The 25,877-nt window shown below is 51.8% G+C and carries 24 protein-coding genes; 13 read left to right on the forward strand and 11 right to left on the reverse strand.

Annotated elements, in window-relative coordinates:
• Position 1 precedes the first annotated feature (1 nt).
• The 3 genes from KGA69_RS19885 to KGA69_RS19895 form a co-directional block, all read right to left on the reverse strand.
• Positions 2–1,072, reverse strand: coding sequence for an ABC transporter ATP-binding protein (locus tag KGA69_RS19885; RefSeq protein ID WP_047050603.1), 1,071 nt, complete (start codon positions 1,070–1,072; stop codon positions 2–4).
• A complete protein-coding gene (locus tag KGA69_RS19890; protein WP_045361202.1) occupies positions 1,065–2,834 on the reverse strand; it encodes an ABC transporter permease in 1,770 nt (589 codons plus the stop codon). Before KGA69_RS19890 ends, KGA69_RS19885 begins: the two co-directional genes overlap by 8 nt.
• A 124-nt stretch (positions 2,835–2,958) precedes the next feature.
• Positions 2,959–4,047, reverse strand: a complete 1,089-nt coding sequence (locus tag KGA69_RS19895; protein ID WP_020079034.1) for an ABC transporter substrate-binding protein — start codon at positions 4,045–4,047, stop codon at positions 2,959–2,961.
• A 484-nt stretch (positions 4,048–4,531) separates the two neighbouring features.
• Here KGA69_RS19895 and KGA69_RS19900 point away from each other — a divergent pair, with 484 nt between their 5' ends.
• From KGA69_RS19900 to KGA69_RS19910, 3 genes are all read left to right on the forward strand, one after another.
• On the forward strand, positions 4,532–5,623 hold the full coding sequence (locus KGA69_RS19900; RefSeq protein ID WP_015705181.1) for a malate/lactate/ureidoglycolate dehydrogenase: 1,092 nt from the start codon (positions 4,532–4,534) through the stop codon (positions 5,621–5,623).
• A 244-nt stretch (positions 5,624–5,867) separates the two neighbouring features.
• Positions 5,868–8,018: a formate dehydrogenase subunit alpha gene (gene fdhF, locus KGA69_RS19905; protein ID WP_213292611.1), complete on the forward strand. Its 2,151-nt coding sequence runs from the start codon at positions 5,868–5,870 to the stop codon at positions 8,016–8,018.
• Positions 8,019–8,201: 183 nt separating this feature from the next.
• Positions 8,202–8,645 (forward strand): acetyltransferase, encoded by a 444-nt coding sequence (locus KGA69_RS19910; protein ID WP_213292612.1) that lies wholly within the window; start codon positions 8,202–8,204, stop codon positions 8,643–8,645.
• A 19-nt stretch (positions 8,646–8,664) separates the two neighbouring features.
• Here the strand turns inward: KGA69_RS19910 and KGA69_RS19915 are convergent, their stop codons facing one another.
• From KGA69_RS19915 to KGA69_RS19925, 3 genes are all read right to left on the reverse strand, one after another.
• The gene (locus KGA69_RS19915; RefSeq protein WP_015705175.1) at positions 8,665–9,249 is read right to left on the reverse strand and encodes a helix-turn-helix domain-containing protein; all 585 of its coding nucleotides are present in this window, start codon (positions 9,247–9,249) and stop codon (positions 8,665–8,667) included.
• A 318-nt stretch (positions 9,250–9,567) separates the two neighbouring features.
• Entirely contained in the window at positions 9,568–10,188 is a 621-nt protein-coding gene (locus KGA69_RS19920; RefSeq protein WP_072048057.1) for a histidine phosphatase family protein, read from the reverse strand.
• 252 nt (positions 10,189–10,440) lie between these two features.
• Positions 10,441–10,989, reverse strand: coding sequence for a GNAT family N-acetyltransferase (locus tag KGA69_RS19925; protein WP_032707855.1), 549 nt, complete (start codon positions 10,987–10,989; stop codon positions 10,441–10,443).
• A 338-nt stretch (positions 10,990–11,327) separates the two neighbouring features.
• On the opposite strand from KGA69_RS19925, the gene KGA69_RS19930 reads away from it, so the two are divergent.
• Complete coding sequence (locus KGA69_RS19930) at positions 11,328–11,684, forward strand: ASCH domain-containing protein (protein WP_161798772.1); 357 nt, start codon at positions 11,328–11,330, stop codon at positions 11,682–11,684.
• 202 nt (positions 11,685–11,886) lie between these two features.
• Positions 11,887–12,105, forward strand: coding sequence for a DUF7661 family protein (locus KGA69_RS19935; protein ID WP_015366962.1), 219 nt, complete (start codon positions 11,887–11,889; stop codon positions 12,103–12,105).
• A gap of 315 nt (positions 12,106–12,420) precedes the next feature.
• Here the strand turns inward: KGA69_RS19935 and KGA69_RS19940 are convergent, their stop codons facing one another.
• Positions 12,421–13,023, reverse strand: coding sequence for a TetR/AcrR family transcriptional regulator (locus KGA69_RS19940; RefSeq protein WP_015705172.1), 603 nt, complete (start codon positions 13,021–13,023; stop codon positions 12,421–12,423).
• 138 nt (positions 13,024–13,161) lie between these two features.
• Between KGA69_RS19940 and KGA69_RS19945 the strand changes: the two genes are divergently transcribed.
• Complete coding sequence (locus KGA69_RS19945; RefSeq protein WP_015705171.1) at positions 13,162–13,563, forward strand: RidA family protein; 402 nt, start codon at positions 13,162–13,164, stop codon at positions 13,561–13,563.
• A 955-nt stretch (positions 13,564–14,518) separates the two neighbouring features.
• Here KGA69_RS19945 and KGA69_RS19950 read toward each other — a convergent pair.
• A complete protein-coding gene (locus KGA69_RS19950; RefSeq protein WP_047050174.1) occupies positions 14,519–15,091 on the reverse strand; it encodes a flavin reductase family protein in 573 nt (190 codons plus the stop codon).
• Positions 15,092–15,220: 129 nt separating this feature from the next.
• On the opposite strand from KGA69_RS19950, the gene KGA69_RS19955 reads away from it, so the two are divergent.
• The 3 genes from KGA69_RS19955 (at position 15,221) to KGA69_RS19965 (ending at position 17,868) form a co-directional block, all read left to right on the forward strand.
• Positions 15,221–16,120 (forward strand): LysR family transcriptional regulator, encoded by a 900-nt coding sequence (locus KGA69_RS19955; protein ID WP_032709936.1) that lies wholly within the window; start codon positions 15,221–15,223, stop codon positions 16,118–16,120.
• Between the two features lie 199 nt (positions 16,121–16,319).
• On the forward strand, positions 16,320–17,228 hold the full coding sequence (locus KGA69_RS19960) for a LysR family transcriptional regulator (protein WP_045396212.1): 909 nt from the start codon (positions 16,320–16,322) through the stop codon (positions 17,226–17,228).
• A gap of 133 nt (positions 17,229–17,361) precedes the next feature.
• The gene (locus KGA69_RS19965) at positions 17,362–17,868 is read left to right on the forward strand and encodes an SRPBCC family protein (protein ID WP_045396209.1); all 507 of its coding nucleotides are present in this window, start codon (positions 17,362–17,364) and stop codon (positions 17,866–17,868) included.
• 266 nt (positions 17,869–18,134) lie between these two features.
• Here KGA69_RS19965 and KGA69_RS19970 read toward each other — a convergent pair whose 3' ends face one another.
• Positions 18,135–19,163 (reverse strand): alpha/beta hydrolase, encoded by a 1,029-nt coding sequence (locus KGA69_RS19970; protein WP_047078804.1) that lies wholly within the window; start codon positions 19,161–19,163, stop codon positions 18,135–18,137.
• A 13-nt stretch (positions 19,164–19,176) separates the two neighbouring features.
• A complete protein-coding gene (locus tag KGA69_RS19975; RefSeq protein ID WP_213292613.1) occupies positions 19,177–20,406 on the reverse strand; it encodes an MFS transporter in 1,230 nt (409 codons plus the stop codon).
• 295 nt (positions 20,407–20,701) lie between these two features.
• Between KGA69_RS19975 and KGA69_RS19980 the strand changes: the two genes are divergently transcribed.
• From KGA69_RS19980 to KGA69_RS19990, 3 genes are all read left to right on the forward strand, one after another.
• Entirely contained in the window at positions 20,702–21,601 is a 900-nt protein-coding gene (locus KGA69_RS19980; protein ID WP_213292614.1) for a LysR family transcriptional regulator, read from the forward strand.
• 39 nt (positions 21,602–21,640) lie between these two features.
• Positions 21,641–22,330, forward strand: coding sequence for a helix-turn-helix transcriptional regulator (locus KGA69_RS19985; RefSeq protein ID WP_213292615.1), 690 nt, complete (start codon positions 21,641–21,643; stop codon positions 22,328–22,330).
• Positions 22,331–22,400: 70 nt separating this feature from the next.
• Positions 22,401–23,147: an SDR family NAD(P)-dependent oxidoreductase gene (locus tag KGA69_RS19990; RefSeq protein WP_063447707.1), complete on the forward strand. Its 747-nt coding sequence runs from the start codon at positions 22,401–22,403 to the stop codon at positions 23,145–23,147.
• 78 nt (positions 23,148–23,225) lie between these two features.
• On the opposite strand, the gene KGA69_RS20000 is transcribed toward KGA69_RS19990, so the two are convergent.
• Positions 23,226–24,389, reverse strand: coding sequence for a M20 aminoacylase family protein (locus tag KGA69_RS20000; RefSeq protein WP_045396189.1), 1,164 nt, complete (start codon positions 24,387–24,389; stop codon positions 23,226–23,228).
• 257 nt (positions 24,390–24,646) lie between these two features.
• Between KGA69_RS20000 and KGA69_RS20005 the strand changes: the two genes are divergently transcribed.
• Entirely contained in the window at positions 24,647–25,846 is a 1,200-nt protein-coding gene (locus KGA69_RS20005) for an MFS transporter (protein WP_045396224.1), read from the forward strand.
• Positions 25,847–25,877 lie beyond the last annotated feature (31 nt).

The following is a 25,877-nucleotide window of genomic DNA, read 5'->3' on the forward strand; positions in this document are numbered from 1 at the left end:
TTTATCGCTGCGGGAAGATCCACACATCGTCCGCGGGCAGCGTCAGGTGACAATGTTCGGCGTCACGCAGGGCCGTGCCGTAGGCGCGAATCGCAAAGTCATCGCCCTCGGTGCGGAACAAATATTCCCACCGATCGCCGAGATACATGCTGGTCAGCAGCGGAAGTTCCAGGCTGTTATCCTGCGGCGAGCAGTCAAGTCGCAGGCGTTCGACGCGGATCACCGCCGTCGCTGGCTGGCCAACGCTTATCCCCTCGCCCGCGCGGCCCCATAGCGCCCAGCTGGCGCCTTCAACCCGCGCGCGTCCGTTCTCCAGCGCCGTCACCTTACCGTGCAGGCGGTTATTGCTGCCCATAAACTCGGCGGCGAACAGAGTAGCTGGGTTACCGTACATCTCCTGCGGCGTCCCCTGCTGTTCAATCACGCCGTTGTTAAGCAGCAAAATGCGATCGGAGATCGCCATCGCTTCATTCTGATCGTGGGTAACCATCAGCGCCGACAGGCCCAGCTTAATAATGAGCTCGCGCAGAAATACCCGCGCCTCTTCACGCAGCTTGGCGTCGAGGTTGGATAGCGGCTCATCCAGCAGAATAACCGGCGGGTTATAGACCAGCGCCCGCCCAATTGCCACGCGCTGCTGCTGGCCGCCGGAAAGCTGGTGCGGGTGCCGGTTGCCCAGATGTCCCAGACCTAGCTGCTCGAGTACGCTCTGCACCCGCTGTTTAATCTCGCCGCTGGCCACCTTACGCAGTTTCAGCGGATAGGCCACGTTGTCGAATACCGTTTTATGCGGCCACAGGGCGTAGGACTGGAACACCAGCCCGAGATTACGCTCTTCCGCCGGGATCTCGCTACGCGGGCTGCCGTCATAAACCACGTTATTGCCAATGGTGATCCGCCCGGCGGTCGGTTTCTCCAGACCAGCAACCGCACGCAGCAGCGTGGTTTTCCCGCTGCCTGAAGGGCCGAGCAGCGACACCACCTCTCCGCGTTTGAGCTCCATCGACACCCCTTTCAGCACCGGGTTGTCGCCATAGGTCAGATGTAAATTGTCTACCGATAACTCAATCATGTAATTTCACTCCAAAGCGCAGGGCGATACCCAGACCGACTACCACCAGCAGAATATTGATAAACGATAGCGCCGCGACGATATCAATGGCGCCCGCCGCCCACAGAGAGACCAGCATCGAACCGATCGTTTCGGTGCCTGGCGACAACAAATAAACGCCGGTTGAATACTCGCGTTCAAAGATCAGGAACATCAGCAGCCAGGAGCCGATAAGCCCGTAGCGCGCCAGAGGAACAGTGACGTGGCGGGTGATTTGCCCGCGAGAGGCGCCGGTGCTGCGCGCGGCCTCCTCCAGCTCCGGCGCCACCTGCAGGAGCGTTGATGAAATAAGGCGCAGGCCGTAGGCCATCCACACCACCGTATAGGCCAACCAGACGCTGAAAATGGTGTTGCGCAGCGCGCGCAGTTGCACGATAAGGTGTTCGCGCAGCCAGTCGGCGACCGGCAGCGCCGAGAGCCAGCCGTTTTTCAACGACTGATCGAGCCACATCGGCACAAACAGAAACACCCACAGAAACGCCAGACCGGCCAACAGGCCCGGCACCGCACGCGGTACCAGCACGCTGTAGTCGAGAAAACGCGTCACGTTATCCGGCTTGCGGTGCATGGCGATACCGACAAACAGATAGCAGACCACCGCCAGCGCGCCGCCGATAATCCCGATCGCCATCGAGTTGACGATCGCCCGCAGCAGGTTCGGCTGCTGCCAGATATTGCGGAAAGTCGCCAGCGACAGCTCATCCCATAGCGAAACGCCAACGCCCCAATTGGAAATAAAGGCCCGTAGCGCCACGCCCAGCAGCGGGACGCCGATGGTCACCGTCAGCCACGCCACCACGACCGCGCCCGCGACCCAACGCCATTTCCCCAGCGGCAAGGCACGCGACTGCGACGCTTTACCTTTCATGGTCACGAAGCGGTTGGCGGTACGCATCAACCGGCGCTGCAACATCACCAGCGGAATGGTAATGCAGATTAACACCACCGCGACCGCCGCCATCAGATGGTAAGAAGGCGTTCCCAGTTTATTGGTCAACTTATAGAGATAGGTCGCCAGCACCATGTTGCCTTCCGGATCGCCGAGCACCAGCATCAGGCCAAAGACCTCCAGGCCGAGGAAGAACAGCAGCACGCAGGCGTAGAGAATGGACGGCCGTACCATCGGCAGGCTCACCGAGGTCATCACCTGCAGCGGCGTGGCGCCGACGGTACGCGCCGCCTCTTCCACATCCGAACCGACGCTACGTAGCGCCGAGGAGATATAAAGATAGGCGTGCGGGACGTGCGTTAAACCGGCGATTACCACGATGCTGAACATCGAATAGATATTCCACGGCACAAAACCAAGCCACGCCTGCGCCCACTGCGACAGGAAACCGACCGGCCCGGCTGCCACCACGTAACCAAAGCCCAGCACCATCGGCGAGACGAAAATCGGCACCAGGATCAGCGGCTCAATAAAGCGTCTGCCGGGTAAATCGGTGCGAACCATTAAAAAGGCCAGAATGCCGCCCAGCGGAATCGCGATAATGACCAGACCAAAGGCGAGAATAAATCCGGAGCGCAAGGCCAGATAAAAATCCGGATCGGTAAAAATAAAACCGAAGGCTTCGAGGCTCCACTCTTTTGAGCGGGCAAAAAATGGCGCGGACAGAAAGCTTTGCGCCACGATAAATAATAGCGGAACGTAAATCACCAGCGCCGCAATCAATACCACCATGCCACGCGGTAGCCCCTGCCACTTTCTGCGTAAAATGTTCATTTTTAATTCCCCTGGCAAAGTGCAGAGATAAATGATCAAGAAGAGATATGAGTACTTATTTACTGAACACTGATAAGGTCATTCCCCCGACTGCATTCCAGGGGAATTTCCACATGCCATTACTTTATTTCGCAGCGGCGGCACGCCATTGCTTAATAAACTCCAGACGCTGTTTAGGCTGCAGATATTGCAACAGGCTTTCATCCACCGGAATTGGCTTCAGGGCATTGCCCAGTAATTTCGTCATTCCGTCGATATCATTTTTACCTTCAATATCGTTGCGAATTGATGGAATATCACCCTGAGAGGCGAGAATCGTTTGCCCTTTTTCCGACAGTACATAGTCGAACCACAGTTTCGCCGCATTAGGGTGCCCTGCTTCCGCGGTGATAAATGAGACGCGGGACAGCACCAGCACGTAATCCTTCGGATAGGCAATACCTAATGACGGGTCGGTTTTAGCGCGCGCTTCGGCATAGGAGCCGAGGATGTTATAGCCGATCAGGTTTTCACCGGAGGAGACGCGCTCCATCATGGTGCCGGTAGAGGATTGCACCGTCAGGCCGCCTTTGGCGATATTCGCCAGGTCTGCAAAGTAATTGCCGTCAGCCTTGCTATCCTGCACCGCCAGCATAAAACCAAGCCCCGACTTCTCGATATCGTAGGTGGTGACTTTGCCTTTAAATTTATCAGCCTGCCCGGCGATAAGTTTGGCCAATGCGGTATGTGAATCCGGCACTTCATTTTGTGGGATCAGCCGTTTGTTATAGATAAAGACCACCGGCTCATAGGTTGTGCCGTATGCTTTTTGCTGCCAGACCGCCCATTTCGGCAGCTTGCCGACTTCCGGCGAAGCGTACTCTTGCGCATAATCGGTGGCTAATTTCAGCGCCGTGTCCATGGAAGAGCTCCACACCACGTCGCCGCTCCCGCCGCCGGCAGCTTGTTCACTAATATAACGGTTGTACAGCTCGGTGCTGTTCATATCGTTATATTCAACTTTAATCCCAGGATATTGCGCTTCAAAGCCTTTAATTAACGGCCCCGCCGCTTTGGTGTCCGTTGTGGAATAAACCACGACTTTGCCCTCTTTCACCCCGGCATCAACGACCTTTTGATAATCTGCCGGGTAGCCCTGCGGCACCTCCGCCAGCGCGGAGTACGAGAAGACTGTCGTCAGTGAAACCACTAAACCACCGATTTTCTTATACATAAAATCAACCCTTAAGCATCAATAATTAAACACAAATTTAACATATAGTGCTGTAACAACCTCTGCAACGCATGGGCCGGGTTTTTTATAGCTTTTGTGACAGTGGTGTAGTTTAAAAAGTGGTGTTTATGGAGTTTATTCAGCGAATAGTGAAAACAGCGAGCGAGGTCACAGATTAATGCTGCGGCGTCACGGAGCGATTAGCGCTATGGTCAAAGCCTTTTATTTGCATTTCTTCAGGACCATTCGAATAAAGAAAAACAGGAGCAGCGCCATTATCAGGATGGAATAATAGATGTACCTTTTACATATTTACCTCATATTCCATTCAAAGCATTTTGCCGGGCGGTTTCGTCAAAATGAACCATGCCAATATTCTCCCTATTTAGTGAGAGATATTTATTGCCTTGATCTTCTGCGCCTCGCGGCGCAGCATGGAACGGCAAACGCAACAAAACAACAACATACATCGAGGAGACTATCCGTGCCTACAGGACATCGATTTCGCCCCACGGAGCTACACCACTTCGTCACTACTCTGTTCACGCAGCTGGGCAGTACGCCAACCGAAGCCGCGCTGGTCGCAGACCACCTGATCGCCGCCAACCTTGCCGGACACGATTCCCACGGCGTCGGCATGATCCCGAGCTACGTAAAATCCCATAGCGAAGGTTTTTTGCAACTTAACCGCCATGCCAGCGTGATGAAAGACGCCGGCGCCGTCGTCACCCTCGACGGCAACGCCGGTTTTGGCCAGGTCGTTGCCCATGAAGCCATGCAGTTGGGGATTGAAAAAGCCAAACAGCACGGCCTGGCCGCCGTGGCGCTGCGCAATGCTCACCATATCGGGCGCATCGGTTACTGGGCGGAACAATGCGCGGCGCAGGGGTTAATATCCATTCATTTCGTTAGCGTCGTCGGCGACCCGATGGTGGCGCCATTTCGCGGCAAAGATAGTCGCTTCGGCACTAACCCACTCTGCGTGGTCTTCCCGCGTGAAGGCCATCCGCCGCTGCTGCTCGATTACGCCACCAGCGCCATAGCTTTTGGCAAAACCCGCGTCGCATGGCATAAAGGCGAAGCGGTGCCTGCCGGCTCATTAATTGACTCTCGCGGCGAACCGACCACCGATCCGGCGGTGATGCAGACCTCGCCGCTTGGCGCCCTGCTCACTTTTGCTCAACATAAAGGCTATGCCCTGGCGACGCTCTGCGAGGTGCTCGGCGGCGCGGTCTCAGGCGGACAAACGACCCATCAGGACAGCCTGCAGGGCTGCGTCGACGCCATCTTCAACTGCATGACTACCATTATTCTCAGCCCTGAAGCCTTCGATGCGCCGCAGATGCAGCGCGAAACCGAGGCCTTTATCGACTGGTGTAAACAGTCGCCGCACGATGCCGATACGCCTATTCTGGCGCCTGGTGAGTGGGAAGCGGCCAATCGTCAGCAGCGGCTGGCAAACGGTATTCCGCTCGATGCCAGTAGCTGGCAGGCGATCTGCGCCGCCGCGCGGCAGGCCGGCATGTCGCAAGAGACGCTGAACCAACTGCAGCAGAATATGGAAGTTAACGCTTAACCTCAGTCCCCGCGGGGCGATCGTCAGCCACGGCGTCCCGCGTCATCGTCACTTGTGACGACGTCAGTGATTTTCCCGCGTCTTTATCACCTTCATCCCGCGTCATCAGCGCTATTTTCACTTTGGCACGCATTATGCAATCGATTTGCATCGCACGACGATCGACGTCGCGCGTTTGCTGACGGTAGCCTGCCGGGCCCGGCGCGCTATCGCCCTATCTTCACTGTTAACAGGTCTGTTACTGATGAATAAAATTACCAGCGTGTGCCCCTATTGCGGGGCGGGTTGTAAACTCAAATTGGTTGTCGAAAATGATAAAATCATTCGCGCCGAGGCCGCCGACGGCGTCACCAATCAAAACCAGCTATGCCTGAAAGGCTACTACGGCTGGGATTTCCTCAATGACACGCAGCTTCTCACGCCTCGCCTCAAGCAACCGATGATTCGTTATCAGAAAGGCGGCCCGTTCACCCCGGTCAGCTGGGAAGAAGCGATTCGCTACACCGCCGCTAAGCTCAGCGAGATCAAAGCCAAGTACGGGCCGCGCGCCATCATGACCACCGGATCGTCCCGCGGCACCGGTAACGAAACCAACTATGTGATGCAGAAATTCGCCCGAGCGGTACTCAATACCAATAACGTCGACTGTTGCGCCCGCGTTTGCCACGGGCCGTCGGTCGCCGGGCTGCAGGCTTCACTCGGCAATAGCGCGATGAGTAACTCAATAAGCGATATCGAGAACTCAAAATGCCTGCTGGTCTTTGGCTACAACTGTGCCGATTCTCACCCTATCGTGGCTCGACGGGTGCTCAAAGCCCGCGATAACGGCGCGAAAATCATCGTCTGCGATCCGCGGCGCATTGAAACCGCCCGCATCGCCGACCAGCATCTGCAACTCAACAACGGCAGCAATATGGCGCTGGTCAACGCCTTCGCCCACGTCCTGCTGGAGGAAGATCTCTACAACCACGATTACGTTGAGCGTTATACCGAAGGGCTGGAGGCCTACCGCGAAGCGGTGAAAGACTACTCTCCAGAAGCCGTGGAAGCACTGGTCGGCGTCCCGGCGCTGGCTATCCGGCGGGCGATGCGCACCTTCGCCGCCGCTCCTTCCGCCACCATTATGTGGGGAATGGGCGTAACCCAGTTCGGCCAGGCGGTTGATGTCGTTCGTGGTCTCGCCAGCCTCGCGCTGCTGACCGGCAACCTCGGAAGGCCTAACGTCGGCGTCGGCCCGGTTCGCGGACAAAATAACGTTCAGGGCGCCTGCGACATGGGCGTATTACCCAACCAGTTCCCGGGCTATCAGGATGTCACCGACGCCGCGGTTCGCGCCAAATTCGCCAATGCCTGGGGCATCGATCCGGCGCTGATGGATACGCAAATCGGCACTCGTATCACCGAAGTCCCGCATAAAGCGCTGGCGAGAGAAATCAAAGCCTACTACATCATGGGCGAGGATCCGCTGCAAACCGAGGCTGACCTGGGTCTGGTACGCAAAGGGATGGAGGCGCTGGATTTCGTGGTGGTGCAGGATATCTTTATGACCAAAACGGCGGAAGTGGCTGACGTACTGCTGCCGGCGACGTCCTGGGGCGAGCACGGCGGCGTCTTTACCTGCGCCGACCGCGGCTTCCAGCGTTTCGAGCAGGCTATTTCTCCCACAGGTAACGTGAAACGCGATTGGGAAATTATCAGCCTGCTGGCCAGCGAGATGGGCTATCCGATGCATTACGCCAGTAACCAGCAAATCTGGGATGAGATGCGTGAACTCTGCCCGCTGTTCTACGGCGTAACCTGGGAGAAAATGGGCGATATGGGCCACGTGCAGTGGCCGTGCCCGACGCTCGATCACCCCGGTACGCCGTGGTTGTATCAGGATAATCACTTTGATACCCCATCGGGCAAAGGGCAACTGTTCGCCGCGCCGTGGCGCGCGCCGGCGGAAACGCCGGACGATGATTTCCCGCTGGTGCTCTGCACGGTGCGCGAAGTCGGACATTACTCCTGCCGTTCAATGACCGGCAACTGCGCCGCGCTGCAGTCGCTGGCGGACGAACCGGGCCGGATACAGATGCACCCTGCCGATGCCGAGCGGGCAGGTATTGCCGATCGTCAGCTGGTTTGGGTGAGTTCGCGGCGCGGCAAAGTGATGACTCGCGCCGATCTCAGCGAGCGTATCAACCCCGGCGCGGTGTACATGACCTACCAGTGGTGGGTCGGCGCCTGTAATGAGCTGACCCAGGATAATCTGGATCCTATCTCGAAAACGCCGGAAACCAAGTACTGCGCGGTGAAGGTCGAGGCCATTGCCGACCAGGACTGGGCGGAACGGTACGCCTGGACGACCTATAGTCTGATGAAGGCGCGGTTAAAGGCGGCGGCTAACGCCTGAGGGTGAATTCAGGGGGAGGCTTAGCTTCTCCCTGGTATTCAGCATGTTTGCGCTTCTTCCCATCGAGAATGAAAACGAATGGCGACAATATCACTATTGTGAATTTAATTGCACCATAGTAAATTACGTGGATTCATTTTGTAGGTTATTACCCAAAAACATGTCCATTTTAAGGAAAAAAAGATGATAAAAATCAGAATGTCACGACCTTCTGAAGCGGAAGACATCATCCAAATTTGGAAAAGTTCTGTCGATGCTACGCATGATTTTCTGACAGCCCATGACCGGCAAGAGATCGAAAAAGAGGTGGTCGGCTTTTTTTCGGAAACCCCTGTATGGGTAGCGACAAATGGTGAAGACCAGCCACTCGGATTTATGTTCTTACATGATGGTCATCTGGAGGCCCTGTTCGTAGATGCTGCTGCTCGCGGGCTTGGCGTCGGAAAACAGTTGATATCCCATGCCCTCGCTCTTCATCCTGATTTAAGCGTCGACGTCAATGAACAAAACCAACAGGCTGTCGGGTTTTATCAACATATGGGCTTCCAGGTTTCAGGGCGCTCCGGGCAGGATAGTCAGGGAAGACCTTATCCCCTGCTGCACCTGCGTAAAGGGAATGGCGTCTAACCGTTTAGCAGGGGAAATATCATCTGTTTTTTTGGCTAAACGCAACGATGTATGTACAGCTCTGTTCGCTATCCGGGTTAGTCATTTGGCACTCGCCTGCAAAGGTAAGAGCAAGACAGTCACCCGCTTGTAAGTGATGGGTCTGATGATTGACCCTAAAATCAAGGTTGCCGCTCAGCATCCAAAGTGTTTGCCCGCAAAGATGCTCAATAGCGGAAGCGGGGATCGTCAGTTGCCCCATTGCAGGGATTTCAACTTTTATCAGTTCCGGGCTGGCGCCCGCCGGGGACAATGTCCAACGAATAATGCCTGATTGTTCATCTGTCCAATGCTGCTGCTGGTGAGCGAAACGAACCAGCGAATTCTGATGTTGCTCAAGCTCGGCGAAAAGTTTTGATAGCGTAATATTCATGGCGTTCGCTAACCGACTAAGAATAGTCGCGCTGGGGCTGGAGACGCCTCGTTCAATCTTACTAATCATCGCCTGGCTGACGCCTGAGCGTTGAGCAAGTTCCGTTACCGTCCAGTTACGAGCTTTCCTGTGCTTTAGTAATAACTGTGCAATGTCGCTATCTACTATCTGATTTTTCGCTGTTTTATCCATTTTCACCCTCACTTTCGCCAGCCTGATTATGCCATCACCCAAATTAGGCTGGAATCATTGATTGTGTCAGTGTGAAAAAGTCAGGTTTCAATGGATGGACAATTATCTTTAGCACCCACGTCATCAGAAGAGCATGAGTTTGCGATGCGCACTCCCGGCACAACGCGGATAAGTTAATCCGAGTTCTTCGTTTCATAGCAACGTCCCCCCTAAGGATAGCGTTGCATCGACCCGTTGAACTCACAGCGAGGAGTGAACATTGTGCTTAAATAATGATGACTCTGGCAGGATGGTTTTTCAATGCCTGGAAGGTAGCCACTAATTCAGGTGACGTAAATGTGTAGCAATCCCCCACTTTAGGCCAATACATTTTCCATTAATCAGGTCGATAACAGAATAACTTGCATTGGGATGAGCATAGCGAGGGAAACTATCGACAGTCCCTTCTTTAAGAATTGCCAGAGTGCCCTGACTGACATGCCCGTGAGACACAATACATATTGTTTGTTGATGTGATGAGGTATCTTCCAGGTTTTGTAAAAAACGCATAACTCGCTGAGAAGCATGCGCCAGTGACTCTCCCCCTGGTGGACAATACTCTGCATCAAGCCTGAATAATGCATTTGCATAGTTTGGATGTTTTTGTCTGAGTAGTTCTAACGGCATACCTTCAAACTGACCAAAGGCCTGCTCTTTAAGGGCCGGTTCAGTCGTCAGTGAACAATGAAAGTGTTCAGCCAGGCTTTGCCCCATTTGCCAGGCACGCCCAAGCGGAGAAGCGTAAACACGCTCTATTTGATACTCACTTGCACTAAACGCTGCTAGTAGGGCGGATGTTTCACGCAAACCCCGACAGGTCAAGGAGCTATCGCTGTGCCCCTGAATAATTCCTTCCCAATTCCACTCTGTTTCTGCGTGTCGAACAAGTATCAATTTCATCGTTAGCTGGCCATGCTCGTTGTTGATCAAAATGTCCCAACTGCGCGATGTCAAACACACACCGTTGAAGCAGCGGAAGGCTTTCCTGTTGTGGAAATAATGAACAAGTGTAGCTTATTGCCGTTATGCAGCGGCTCTGGGTGTGGGGCGCTGAATTTTATCCGTAGTTAACTTCCGCTTTTGGCACGGAGCGGACGTGTTAACGAAGCTGAAGGTCCGCTGGGAGCGCTTAGCGGACATGCCATCAGCTTATCAGCCACCTTTACGAGCATTCCATTCATCACGTGTGATTTCCCATAGCTCGGAATCCAGCAGACCGCTGACATATGCTTTCTTTTCAGTCCTAATGAGCCGCATGCCACTGCTTTGTGAGATACGTTTGGAGCGGTTATTGAGAGCCGCTTTCGGCGCACGCAATATAGTCTTATTTAAGGAATTGAACCAATAATCTGTAGCTGCGTTACAGGCCTCACGCATAAAACCTTTGCCCTGATGCTCCGGAGATAACCAAAATCCTCGGTTGTTATCCTCAACATCATAAAGACAGATTAAACCTACCATGTTGTCAGGTGTTTCACGATGCCTAATAGTCCAGATCCAAGCGATTCCATTTGCTATATCAGGCAAGGCAACGTTATTGACATAATTCTCGGCGCCATTATCCGGATAGGGCCACGGTACTGATGAGACCATGTACCGAACAATCTCCCAGCGAGGATAAAGTATCTGAATTTGTGAGGCATCTTCTGAGGATAATGGTTTTAACAGTAAGCGTTCTGTATAGAGAATAGGTATTGGCATCAGCACTTTTCCTTCCTGAACTTAGTGTCTATTACTATTTAAGCCATTAAATAGCTATCTCAATGTATCTTGATGTACAGAAAATATCTATACAATAGGAGGCGCGGTTAACAATCAGTCAGGGGCAGTTTTTGGCACTGCGCGGATGAACCAACTGAGTTTAAGCTCCAGTCTGAGCGAAGAGCAAACCACACTATCTGAGGTAACGTATTACTGTTAATGGTGACCCCATTAACGCTAATACTATTATTACTTTTTTCATCAACGGTTAGGCAGATGCATTAATGGTTAAGCTTAGGAAAATAGAAATGAAATATCCAGGCGCAGGGGCCTGGCAAATGGGAGACAGTCCAGAACTGGCAAGCGAGCTTGCTAACCTTATTAAAAAAGGAATCAAAACGGCCTCTTGTGGATCTTTTGCCTCTTACCAACAGGAAGAATCTGCTCCGAGGATTGGCAGCTATAACATAATTCTTGATGGACAGAATGTCCCGGTATGTGTGATCCGGCTGGTTTCGCTACAATTGGTGCGTTTTTGCGATATTAATGAGGAGTTCGCTCGCAAAGAGGGTGAAGGCGATTTAAGTCTTGAATACTGGAAGAAAGAGCATCAGCGATTTTTCATCCGTGAAGGTCATTTTTCTGAGGATATGGAGTTGATCGCAGAAGAATTCGAAGTGGTTGAGGTGCTGTAATCGGAGATAAAATTGCTGATGTTTATCTATCACCCTTTTCATAAACGTCCGCTCCTGGCACGAAGCGGTCAGCATGCAGGATCACCAGAACTGTCATGACAAAAGAAGATGTTGTCCTCTAACGAATGCAGGATTTATTCTCTGCCTTTCTTATTCGAAGTAATATAACGTGTGGTTTGATTGACATTACTGGAGGTATAACATGTTGGTTTATAATGTCTTTGGTCGATACCTTGGCATTCTGCGTAAGAATGAGTGCTGGTTGGTTTTTCGAGTAGATCTGACAGAAAGAAAGTATTCCCGTATCTATGACGTTGTTATTCCAGATGATCTGGCAGAAGATGAAATTGCAGGCTGGTTAGATGATATTTTCCATGAAGCTGCAACCGAACGTCATCCAGATGTTAAACGCATCGAATAATTAATTGATCAAATTATCAATATCCGCTTCTGGCGCGACGCGGACTGCCTGAATAGCCGTACGATCTCTATGAATGAAAGGTGGAGTTTAGCTTCTCGGGCCTGTTTATACACAATCGGGCTGGCTGTATTGTAACGTCCGAAAAATCTGGTAAAACATTGCTACACAAAATTCTTTACTATCAAGATTCGTGAAGGCCGTATTGAACCGGCCTTATGTGATTTTCAGACTGAATTACTGACCCGAGAGAATCGAAGCCGGAACAAGCGGCACGGAGCTCAACTTATTAACGAACCTTCAGGTTGAGAATGGAGGTTATGGGTGCTTGCCCTCTTCCAGCAGGCCATTTACCAGCAGGGTGAAAACCTGAATCGCTTTTGGTAAAGCATGCTGCGGATCTTCACTGGCAGCCACCCACTGAGCGGCATTCAGTGCAGCTCCATTTAGCAGCCAGGCGGTAGCATCCACATCTACCGGCTTGATTAAGCCGCGTTCAATCAGATCTGAAATGCTCTCTCGGGTGGCGTCAAGGCAGTTGTTCTGACTCGGCCATTTCGTAGGATCGCCAAGAAAAGCCGGGCCATCAAGCAGAACGATACGCCGGACTTCTTCATCCAGAGCCATTCTGATATAGGCTATCCCTTCAGCCAGAAGCTTTTGCTGGTCATCCCTGAACTGTGTCGCTGCACTCTTGGCACTTTGTGCCATTTCTGAGTCAATCTGGGCAACCACAGCGGCAAGCAACCCTTTTTTGTCCCCAAAATTATGGTACAGAGCCCCACGCGTCAGGCCAACGCTGGCAGTCAAATCATCCATTGATGCTGCTGCAAACCCTTTTTCGGCAAAGGCTTTTCGTGCGGCTGTAATCAACTTCGTGCGGGTTTCTTCCATCGTTTCGGCGCGGCGTTTGGCAGCCATGCGGACTCCTTGCAATATACGCAGCGTATGAAATTTGACATACGCCGCGTATGTGTGGTTAAGTTTACATACACTGCGTATATTAATTGATTTATTTATGTCACGCACGGCTTCACACATCCGAAAAAAGGATACGTTATGAACCAACCGAAACCTGTTTTCCCGGCGAATCGCCACGCTCTCTATGAGAAGCATGGTTATTCTGCTGCGATCCGCTCTGGTGATTTACTGTTTGTATCCGGTCAGGTGGGTAGCCGGGAAGATGGTAGTCCTGAGCCCGACTTTGCAACGCAGGTAGAACGTGCCTTTGAAAACCTCAAGGCCACTCTTACCGCCGCAGGATGTTCGTTTGAAGATCTTATCGATGTGACAACCTTTCATACCGATCCGGAGAGTCAGTTTTCAACCATTATGCAGGTGAAACAAACCGTTTTTCCGAAGCCGCCATATCCCAACTGGACAGCCGTGGGGGTTAACTGGCTGGCGGGATTTGATTTTGAGATAAAGGTTATCGCCCGGATTCCGGAACATCAGCTTTAAAAACTTCACACACAGATATCACGAGCTCCGATATCTGTGTGTAAACCCGCCACCAGGTCAGCTAAGTCTGGCTTCGGCATTCACTTCATCCAATCGAGTGAATATTTTCTTTTTTTAAGCTCTGCAGTCAGCTCTTGCACATGTTTCAACGTGATATGGTATTTCGCTATAATGCCCCTGAGACTCATACGAATCCATTCCATATCGATATGACACTTTTTACCCCCTTTTCATATGGTCAGGGTGCAATTTGCTCTACACAGGTAAACTATTATCCTTCTGGGCTTCTGGGTATTGACGAAACAGCGCTAAATATTCAATTTTTCCACAGGTGCTCAAACCGCCTATATACAACTGACCTGCCCTCAGCGGCTTAGATTGTTTTATTGTGCCCGGATTCTGTGCTCTGCTGTAATAAGGCCGTCGTATGGGTGTACGTGGTTTTGATCTCTGTTTAATATATGAAACTCAAAAGCAGGAGTTATGATAAAAGTACAACGGTACTTATCCCCTCTCCTCAAACTATTGATGGTTACAGCCAGGATAAAGCGGATACCTTGCCGAGATACAGCGAGCGAAAATAGAGCCATCAGGTGCTGTCATCCCGCATCAGTCAGGACAAATTAGATGCCATTTATTATTGAGATCAAGAGGTTATCTCTGGCACGGAGTGGACGGATTCACTGAGCAGAAAGGCCACTGTGAGCGAAGAGCTGTCATGCTTACCTATGGAACAGGTTCTCAATGGTGGCATCACTTAATAATGAAGGGAAGCAAGCCAACGAATCAGCACAGGAAAGCCCATTATACACGTGTATAATGGGCTTTCCTGTTATGACAAGGCGAACTTAGCTGGAGGTCCGCAGTGAACGAGAAGCGGACATCTTAATTATTTTTTTATGCTACTACCTCAATGTAGCCATGTTATATGGCTACATTGAGACAGAGGTAAGGATTAGTCTTTTCCTGGACCATAATTAAATTTTGTACCTTTGCCAATGGCGTAAAACTGTCCGCCAGCTACGTAATGGACAGTACGTAATTCATCAGGCGCATCATCAAAAATCCAGTGCCCATTTCTGAAAACGCGGTCATCGCTCCATGCTCCGACAATTTCCCCCATGAACAAGTTGTGCTGCTTTTCATTTTTTTCATTGGGTATGACCTTACAGACTAGCCAACCAACGCAACCTTCAACTAAAGGCAGATCAAACTCTTTCTGATAAAACAGTGGAATTTTACTGTTTTTATCGGGTGTGTCAGAATAACTGTTGCCCCCAGCATATAAAACCATTTCCATCTGATTTACTACTGGGATCTGGACAACGTAATATCCGCTTTTTTCTACAAGCCCACGAGTAAATGCCTGTGGACCTATAAAAGCCATCACTTTGTTATTGCCTATTAATCCCACCCAAGCCGCTGCCATGACATTTTCAATGCCATCATTTTTAGCCGATATCATTGTTGTTGGCCCGATCTGCAATAAACGATAGGCTTTGTTTAACTCTACTGGTTGAATTGACATAATTTACTCTTTTGAGTTCTGATAAAAAATTAAGACAGGTTACTTATTTGATTGTTCGATTATATGACTGGAATAGTTGCAAATTAATTGCTATTATCAAAATACATTATTGCAATTTTCACAACAATCATGAACAAACTTGATGCTCTAAAGTTTTTTATCATCGCCTCTGATACCCTGAACTTCCGCGAAGCAGCAACCAAGCTGTCGGTTTCACCATCAGTAGTCACGCGGACAGTCGCTGAGCTGGAGAAACAACTTGGTGAACCTCTTTTCAAACGCAATACTCGTTCGATCTTTCTCACCAGTTTCGGCGAGCTATTTTTACCCCAAGCGAAGCGACTGCTGGAGGATTCTGAAAAACTATTTCAGACGGCGAAAGATGATAATGAAATGAAGGGTATTGTTCGTATCACATTACTTCGATTTCCAAATCATGAACAAATATTGTATGAACTATTGACTGCACTACGTCCCTATCCTGAGTTATTTATCGACTGGCGTTTAGATATGATGAAACTTGATACTATAGAGCATCGTATCGATATAGGTATACGCGTAGGGCGAGAACCTAATCCTAACTTTATCATTAAAAACATCGGGCAAGTTGAACATATTTTAGTCTCATCCCCTGAACTCATTGCACGCCTGGGAGCACCAACTGATTTAGAAGATCTTCGGCAGCGTTATCCATTTAGTGGTTTAATTAACCCTGATACAGGAAAATTATTTGAGTTTATGAGTGACGCAGTGAATACTTTTGTCCCTCGTCATATCGAGTTTTATACAACAGACCCATACGCCGAAATTCAGGCTGCCTTGGCCGGGAAAACAGTTGTACAATCCAGCGATTTTATTTGTAGGGAGTACTTAACAAGCGGCCAACTTGTTCCCCCACTGCCAGAACTGCGACAGGAGAAATGGCAATTTTATTTATATCGGCCTTACCAGCTGATTACTCCAAAAAGGGTGACGGTCGTTTTCTCGCTATTAGAAAAAATATTACGCAAATATTTCGCATCAAAATAACATTCTCCTCAACGTCCGCCTCTGGCACGGAGCGGACAAACTCAGGTCTGCCGTAAGCGAAGAGCGGATTTATCTTTACAAAGGTTACCAGCCAAAACTAAAAGATCACCAAAAGGAAAACACTCATAAACCTTCTAGACAACCTTTTCCCGAGCATTTAGCCTGAATTAAAATTTTATATCTGTCAGGCTACTTCACTATGAAAAATGATATGAGAACCCTCGACCTTAACCTTCTTAAGGCCCTTGATGCATTACTGGATGAAGGAAGCGTGACCCGGGCTGCGCAGCGCCTCTCCCTGACACAACCTGCCGTCAGTGGCATGCTTATTCGCTTGCGTGATTATTTTGACGATCCCCTCTTTGTTCGCACCAGTCACGGTATGGTTCCCACAATGCGGGCCACCGAACTTTCTATGCCGGTGAAACAAATACTCACCGATATCGCTATCATGCTGAAACAAAAGCAATTTGATCCTATGGCGGCGGAGCTGACTTATACCATCGTAGCAACGGACTATGCACTTAAGGCTGTTGTCGTTCCGTTGATGGCTGAGCTAAAACAACGTGCACCGAATATTAAAATCGCCGTGCGGCCCGTGGACAATGAGCGAATGTATCAGCAGTTGTCTCGGGGTGAAGTTGATCTGGCTTTGATAACACCGCAAACAACCCCCGAAGACCTGCATGGAAGAGCGCTCTATGAAGAAGATTATGTCTGCGTAGCACGACGTCATCATCCTCTGGCAGCGAGTTCGGAAATGACGCTCGAACAATTTTGCAAACAGGAACATATTTTGGTGTCATCAGAAGGTAACTTCACCGGTGTTACAGATGAAGCACTGGCTAAGCTCAGTCTGACACGACGAGTAGGCATGTCAGTTAACAGTTTTCAGGTGATACCTGATATATTGCAAGTGACTGATATGATTGCAGTTGTACCTCACCGCATGGTCTTGACTAACAACGATCTCATCATTCTCCCTTTGCCCCTGAAAGTACCCGGCTTTACCAAGAGCATGGCCTGGCATGAGCGAACCCATCGTGACCCAAGTCATCAGTGGATTCGTGCTTTATGCGCAGAAGTAAGCCAACATCCCGCGCCCTGATATAATTTATCTTATTAAGAATATAAGTAATGACAATTCGCCTTATAACTCCATTGCACCAATAATCACTGTCATCACGTTACTGCCGTAATGACACACGCAGTACACTCAACTATAGCAATTGGAGAAATTTATGAACGCGATTAACTGGCCTGAAGGCTTTATTCCGGGTTTTACCGATAACTTTGTTTCTAATGAAATGATCATCTCAGGTCTGAACGTCAATGATGTCTGGCCGCTCCTGTGTCAGCCACTGCTATGGCCGGAATACTATAAAAATTCCGCCGATGTGCGCTTTTATGACAACAAAGGTCCAGAATTGGAAAATGGGGTTCGCTTCTACTTCAGCACGTTTGGTTTCCCAGTTGAAGCTCAGGTTGTGGAGTTTGTTCCACCTGCTGAGGGTAAACCTGCTCGCCTGGCATGGCACGGATGGGCCGGTGAAAAAGATACCGCTCAACGACTCGATGTCCATCATGCGTGGCTACTGGAGGATCTTTCCGGTCATAGGGTCCGTATCCTAACGCAGGAAACACAGAACGGAGTCCCGGCAAAAGATCTGGCCAATACCCGCCCGAACCCAATGCTTAATGGTCATCAGGAATGGCTTGACGGCCTGATTCGAGCAGCAAAGAAATAATAAACCGCTTTCCACAGTCATATCACTGAGGCTGCACTTCCCCGCAGCCTCAAGAATATTTGCCCGTTTGCTATGGCACTTGATTACAGGTAAATCATGTAACCCCCGCAAGTGACACCACACAGCCATCTCTGTGATGTCCCCTCCTGGCACTACACAGACATTTCAACTCTCAGTAATGCGGCAGCATTTTGTCCTTTTGAGCAAATTACACCCCACTACCGACCCGAAGGTCGGTAGCTATTAATACAACCCATTACCACGCGTTATTTAAGATTATTGCGGAAAAAGTCCGTCAGCTTGTCGAAGGGGATCACGTCCGTGCGGTCATACAGATCGACGTGCCCTGCCCCCGGAACGACATACAGCTCTTTAGGCTGACCGGCGCGTTTAAAGGCGTCCTCGCTGAACTCTTTTGAATGGGCCTGGTCACCGGTAATAAAGAGCATCGGACGCGGCGAAATGGTTTCAATATCATTGAACGGATAGAAGTTCATAAACTTACCGATACTGCTCAGCATCGGTTTGGTCGTCAGCTCCTCTTTCTCGCCCTGCGGGGTGTAACCGCCGCGTTCGGTGCGATAGAAATCAAAGAACTCGCGCTGAATTTGCGGCGTAGAAGCGTCCAGCTTATTCACGGTACCCGGAATGTATGCTTTCTCTCCTCCTTTGAACTCGGCAAACCGCTGCTCAATGGCCGACTGGATAAAGGCCTTGCGCTGTTCCAGCGTCTGGGAATGGTTAAGACCGTTACGAAACGCGGCGCCCATGTCATACATGCTGACGGTGGCGATAGCTTTCATACGCGGGTCAATTTTCGCGGCGCTGATGACAAAACTTCCGCTGCCACAGATGCCCAGCACGCCGATATTTTCTGGATCAATAAACGGTTGCGTACTGAGGTAATCCACCGCCGCGCTGAAATCATCCGCGTAGATTTCCGGTGAAATCAGGTGCCCCGGCTTGCCTTCGCTTTCTCCCCAAAACGAGAGATCGATCGCCAGCGTAACAAACCCCTGCTCCGCCAGCTTCTGCGCATACAGGTTTGCGCTTTGTTCCTTGACCGCGCCCATTGGATGACCAACGACGATCGCCGGGTTTTTGGCGTTATGATTTATCGTTTTCGGGATAAACAGATTGCCGACCACGTTCATTTGATACTGATTTTTAAAAGTGACTTTCTGCTGCGTCACTTTTTCGCTTTTATAAAAGTTATCAGCGCCTCTGGACATATCCGCCGCCGAGGCGGCAAATGCGCTGATGAACATTCCCAGGGCTAACGCAAATTTATTCATGATAGTTTCCTTGTCAGGACGAGTGTGATGAAAGACCATCGGCAGACGCGTCTGCACGTGAGGTCAGGAAAATCAGTACGGTTGCGATAATCAACATCGCGGCGCTGGCCAGAAAGGTGCTCTGGTAGCCATGATGGTCGAACAGCAGGCCCCCCACGGTGGATCCCAGCGCAATGGACAATTGCACCATCGCCACCATCAGCCCGCCGCCCGCTTCGGCATTTTGGGGGAACGTGCGTGGAACCCATGCCCACCATCCCACGGGCGCGGCGGTTGAAATAAACCCCCACAGCCCGAGCAAGGCCGTCACGATGGCCACCTGGCTGCCAAACACGATCAGAGCCAGCGCCGCGATCGCCATCAGCACGGGAATCGCCATTAGCGTCGGGTAGAATCCGCGCTTCAATACCCGGCCAATCAGCATGGTGCCGATGAAACCCGCCATCCCGATGACCAGCAGGATGGGAGTCACCGCTGAGGCGTCTACCTTCGTGACCGTCTCAAGGAAAGGTCTGATATAGGTAAAGAGCGTGAACTGCCCCATAAAGAAGATCCCCACACCCAACATGCCCAGCATAACCACCCGACGGCGTAACAGTGCGAAGACGTTGCCGGCCCCCGCAGGCTGGCGGGTAACCGGCATGGAAGATAGGCTGAGCAGTTGCCAAATAAACGCGACGATGGCGACGGGTAACAGACAGAAGAAGGCTCCCCGCCAGCCGATGACGGAACCCAGCCAGCTGCCCAGAGGCGCGGCCACAACGGTTGCCAGCGCGTTGCCGCTGTTAAAAATGGCCAGGGCCAGCGGAACACGATGCACCGGCACCAGGCGCATCGCTGTTGCCGCCGACATTGACCAGAACCCGCCGACCACGATGCCAATCAGGGCCCGGCCCGTCATATAGGTCAGGTAATTAGGTGCCATCGCAATGACGCCCCCGGAAAGGGCCATGATGCATGTCAGGCCAAGCAACAGCGTTTTTCGGTTAAGCGTGCCTGCCAGTCGGGAAATAAACAGGCTGGTCATCACCGCAAACGCGCCAGAAATGGCAATTCCCTGCCCGGCCATACCTTCGGTGACCTTCAGGGACTGCGCCATCGATGTCAGGAGGCTGACCGGCATAAATTCGGAGGCAATCAGGGCGAAGACGCACAGCGTCATAGCAAACACGCCGCCCCAGTGCGCCTGCTGTTTTTCACGGGCTCCGTTCTGATTTCTGGTTTCAGTTTTCTGATTACGCATTTAGCCTTTCTTTTCTGTTGATAATGGGATGCCCTCCCCCTTCTGAAACGGCGACGTAGGGGATAAGCGTGTGAGTTAAAAAGAACGATGGGTATGGAAGGCGCGACGGCTCAATCCGCAGCCCTGAGCCCGGCGGAGAGGATCATCAGCAGTGGCGTTTTACGGTGAGCATTTTCCATCTCGTTTAGCGTTGACTTTTTCATCGCATTATTGTTACCAATAGGCAGCAGTGAAACTAGCTAATGAATGCTTAATAGCCTTATAAGTAAAATTTATAAATAGCCCGGAAACCAACATGGCAAGACGCAACCTCAACGATTTACTCTCTTTCGTCACCGTGGCGCGGGAAGGCAGCTTCACGCGCGCCGCCGCGCAGCTTGGCGTGACCCAGCCTGCGCTAAGCCAGGCGATTTCCGGGCTGGAAGAACGAATGCAAATCCGACTATTGACGCGGACCACCCGCAGTGTGTCCCCGACGGTCGCCGGGGAGCGCCTGTTGCAATCAGTGGGCCATCGTATTGACGAGATAGAGGCTGAGCTGGACATGCTGACTGAACTGCGGGACAAGCCTGCAGGCACCGTCCGCATCACCTGCGGGCCGAACGTGCTGAAGACGACCCTGCTGCCCAAGCTTGCGCCGCTGCTCCGCGAATATCCGGATATTCATATTGAGTTCGATGCTAATCACGGATTCCGGGACATCGTGGCGGATCGGTTTGATGCGGGCGTGCGGCTTGGCGATACGATTGATAAAGATATGATAGCGATGCCAATCGGCCCGAAACTACGCATGGCCGCAGCCGCCTCGCCAGATTATTTCGCGCGATACCCGCAGCCGCAAACGCCTCATGAGCTGACGCAGCATCAGTGTATTAATTTGCGCATGGTCCGCTCCGGCGGGATTTATGTCTGGGAATTCGATCGCGAGGGAGGAGAGTTGAACGTCCGGGTTAATGGACAGTTGACATTTAACACGTCGGATCATGTTGTCGACGCCGCCCTGGCCGGGTTAGGCATCGCCTTTTTACCTGAAGAGGAATTCGGCTCACACATCAGAGAAGATCGTCTCGTGCGGGTGCTTGAGTCCTGGTGTCATCCTTTTCCGGGCTACTATCTTTATTATCCCAGCCGCAAGCAGCCTTCCCCTGCCTTTTCACTCGTTGTTGATGCGCTGCGCATGAACGGGAAACTTTAGATTTAAGATTTTTCGCAGTATCGGGATGGATTTATAGATATGACCAGAACAGAGAGGCTTCTCGAGTTACTACAGATATTAAGGGCGCAAAGATATCCCATCACGGCATCCACGCTCTCAGAAAGATTAGGAATAAGCGTGCGCTCGCTTTATAGAGATATAAAAACGCTACAGGATCAAGGGGTTCGTATTGAAGGTGGGGCCGGTATTGGTTATATCGTCAAGTCTGATTTTCATTTGCCGCCCTTAAATCTTTCTCATGAAGAAATCAATGCTATTACCCTTGGGCTAAACTGGGTATCTCATAACACAGATGATGATTTCAAAAATACAGCAAGGAACGCGCTTGCCAAAATACACGCCGTCATTCCTGATGAATTAAAAAACCTTATCGAAAGCCAATCCTATTTGATCGGCCCTGCAGAAAGCAATGAGGTATTTTTCAAAGACATTCGTAGCGCTATTAAAAAGCAAAGTAAAATCAAAATAAAATATTGTGACAAGAAAGGCGCTTACTCTTCTCGTGTTATATGGCCCATCGGATTGGCATATATGCAGTCATGTTGGCTTTTGGTCGCATGGTGTGAAATGAGAAATGATTTTCGTCACTTTAGAACTGATAAAATTGCAGAGATGGCACAACTGGACTCTATCTACAGGGAAAGCCGGACGGCTTTATTGAAAAAATGGAGAATAAAAGAAAGGATCGACGAGGCAAAAGAGTACTGACAAAAATTGTCACAGCTATTTTGTATACTCCCCCAGATGCAAGACTCAATTCTACGTCATAGGGGGAATGATGAATTTCCAGAATAAAGTTGCTGTCATCACAGGAAGCACGACAGGGATAGGTGAGGCAGTCGCAGAGCAATTACACCAACATGGGGCTAAGGTCGTTATTGTCTCCCGTTCACCAGAGCAGGCCATCCAAAAAGCGAAACAATTATCTTCACAGGGGCAACAGGCGCTGGGGATCGGATGCGATGTGTCACAACCCGAACAAGTAGAGCAAATGATCGCTAAAGTTATCAAACATTTTGGCAGACTTGATTATGCTGTAAATAATGCGGGCATCACAGGTGAACATGGTAAAAATATAACAGAGCAGACGGTTGAAAACTGGGATAAAGTTATTGCCACTTCATTGAGCGGCGTTTTTTACTGCCTAAAATACGAAATACCTGCAATGATGAAGTCTGGCGGTTCTATCGTTAATTTATCTGCAGTAAATGGTCTGGTTGGTATTCCCGGATTAGCGCCCTACACCGTGGCTAAACACGGTATCATCGGTTTGACCCAAACCGCAGCATTAGAGTTTGCAACGCAAGGCATTCGAATCAATGCCGTCGCTCCGGGCTATGTCCAAACGCCACGAATGAGTGAATTTCCTGACAATATCGTACGTAGTTTCGCCAATAGCCACCCTATGAAGAGGATGGCAAAAATGCGGGAAATAGCAGACTTCATACTGTTTTTGCTGTCAGAAAATGCGGCGTTCTGTACCGGCGGCGTTTATCCCATCGATGGGGGTTATTTAGCTAAGTGAACTCCCATCGAGGCTTTTTAAACTGCAAGATGTTGGCGCCCGGAGACCCTTGACCCGCTTTCCGCGGCGCACGATAACTTAGCCCTGCCCGGCAGGTAGCAGCGATTCCACCAGCGCCGTCCACAGCGCCACGCCGGGCGCCAGCAGATCGTCGTTAAAATCGTAGCTGGCATTGTGTAGCGGCCTGGAGGGCGTCTCGCCGTCTGTCCCTATCCAGAAATAGGCACCGGGACACACTTCCAGCATGCAGGCAAAATCCTCCGACGCCATGGAAGGATTGATCTGCCAGCGTACCGCGGCTTCGCCGAGCTCGGCCTGCGCCACCTCGCGCACCTTCAGCGCCTGTTGCTCATCGTTTTTGGTCACCGGATAGCCCGGATACCACGCAATCTGACCGTCAACGTCGGAGACCTGCGGCTGCGTATGCACGTATTGCTCAATCAGGTTTTTTACCCGCTCGCGCACCGTATTACTCAGGCAGCGGAAAGTCCCGCGCAGCACCACGCGGTCCGGCAGCACGTTAATCGCCTCACCGCCGTTTATCTGGGTAATGCTGACCACCGCGGAATCCTGCGGCGACAGGCGTCGCGATGGAATCGTCTGCAGCGCCATAATCAGCTGGGCGGCGGCGACGATAGGGTCAGCGCCGCTCTCCGGCATCGCCGCATGGCAGCTTTTGCCGGTGAGCGTTATCTCGAAGGCGTCAAGCGAGGCCATCATTGCCCCGGGATTCACCGCCACATGCCCGAGCGGCAAACCTGGCCAGTTGTGCAGCGCGTAAATAGCGTCCATCGGGAAGCGCTCGAACAACCCCTCTTCCACCATTTTGCGCGCGCCGCCGAGGTTCTCCTCCGCGGGTTGAAAGACAAAATGCACGGTGCCGCCAAAGTTGCGGGTCTGCGCAAGGTGCGCGGCGGCGGCCAACAGCATGGCGGTGTGACCGTCATGGCCGCAGGCATGCATTACGCCAGCACGACGCGAACGATATTCCACCGCCCCCTGTTCAGCGATCGGCAGCGCATCCATATCGGCGCGCAGGCCAATCACCGGCCCCGGGCCGTTCTCAAGCGTCGCGACCACCCCGGTACCAGCCAGCCCGACATGCACCTGCAGGCCGAACGAAGCCAGTAGCCCGGCGACCCGACGCGAGGTCTCCTGCTCCTGGTACCCAAGCTCCGGATGAGCATGAAAATCGCGACGCCAGCCGATAGCTTCGGCAATCAGTGAAGACGATACCGCCATGTCCTGTTCCTTTCATTACTGAATGAGTAGTCCCCGTCCTGCTGCTTCCAGGCGGCACCCTTCGTTATATCCTTTCGCCCCCGCGGCTGACAACTTCAGCGATGATGATTTTTGTCTATTCACCAGCGGATCGTTTTATCAATATCAAAAATAGTAGCTATTTCAGCGGTGACTTCCGTCAGCTGATTAATTATCATGCAGACTGGTCGGCGTCTTGCCGGATTATCCACCTGCAACCTTCCGTTATCGGGAATACAATGTTTAACCCAGACCAGAATCGCCTGGCCCCCACGCTAGCGATGATCATGGCCGCTTCACTTGTGGGATTTATCACCGGCTATACGGTGCCATTAATCAGCCTTGAGCTGGCGCAGCAGCAAGTTGCTCCGCTTTATGTCGGCCTGCTGGCCGCGCTGCCGCCCGCTGGAATGATGCTCTCTTCTTTTCTTTCTCCCGCGCTGTGCCGTCGTTTTGAAATGGGCGCGTTGCTCAGCGTCAGCCTGATCCTGCTGGCGTTGGCGACCATCGCCTCCTGCATGACCACCGACATGACGCTGCTGCTGGTGCCGCGCCTGCTGACCGGCCTCGCCTCCGGCGTCATTATCGTATTGGGGGAAAGCTGGATAACCGGCGGCGCGGCGGGCAGTAATCGCGCGACTCTCACCGGCATCTATGCCTCGGCCTTTACCGGCTGCCAGCTCGCCGGCCCGCTGCTTATCTCCGTCGGCCCCGCCTGGCAACACGCGGCGCTGATGGCGATTGTCGCCATTACCGCCGTCTGCCTGCTGATGCTGCGTCATCTGCCGCGCGGCAGTCGCGAAAGCCTTGCCGAGCGCGCCAGCTGGCGTAGCCTGGGGGCTTTCCTGCCGGTCCTGGCCTCTGGGGTATTCTGCTTTGCCTTCTTCGACGCCAGTATTCTCGCGCTACTGCCGCTGTACGGCATCGATAAAGGTTTAAATGAAACGATGGCGGTACTGCTGGTCACTGTCGTCCTCACCGGCGACGCCATGTTCCAGGCGCCGCTGGGATGGGTTGCCGACCGCTTCGGCATCCGCCGCGTGCATCTTATCTGCGCGGTTATCTTTAGCCTGTCGCTACTGGCGCTGCCGTTTATGCTCGCCTCGCGCGTACAGCTGATGGCTATCTGCCTGCTGCTCGGCGCCGCGGCGGGCGCGCTTTATACCCTGTCGCTGGTGCGGGCGGGTAAAACCTTTAGCGGGCAAAAGTTAATCATGATTAACGCCCTGTTTGGCTTTTTCTGGTCCGCCGGTAGCGTGGCCGGGCCGATTGTCAGCGGCATGCTGATTGGCGTCTCCGGCTACGACGGCTTGATCATCACCCTGTTCGCAAGCGGCGTGCTGTTCCTGCTTATCCAGTGCCTTAGCAAGAATGAAAAAACGCTGCTCGCCAATGAGCAGGAAGAAGACATGGAAGAAGCTACCGAGACCGCGCAATAGCGGGGTTGTTGATAACGGGCAGGCGGGACTC

It is taken from the genome of Klebsiella sp. A52, from assembly GCF_018388785.1.
Taxonomy (GTDB): Bacteria; Pseudomonadota; Gammaproteobacteria; order Enterobacterales; family Enterobacteriaceae; genus Klebsiella; species Klebsiella aerogenes.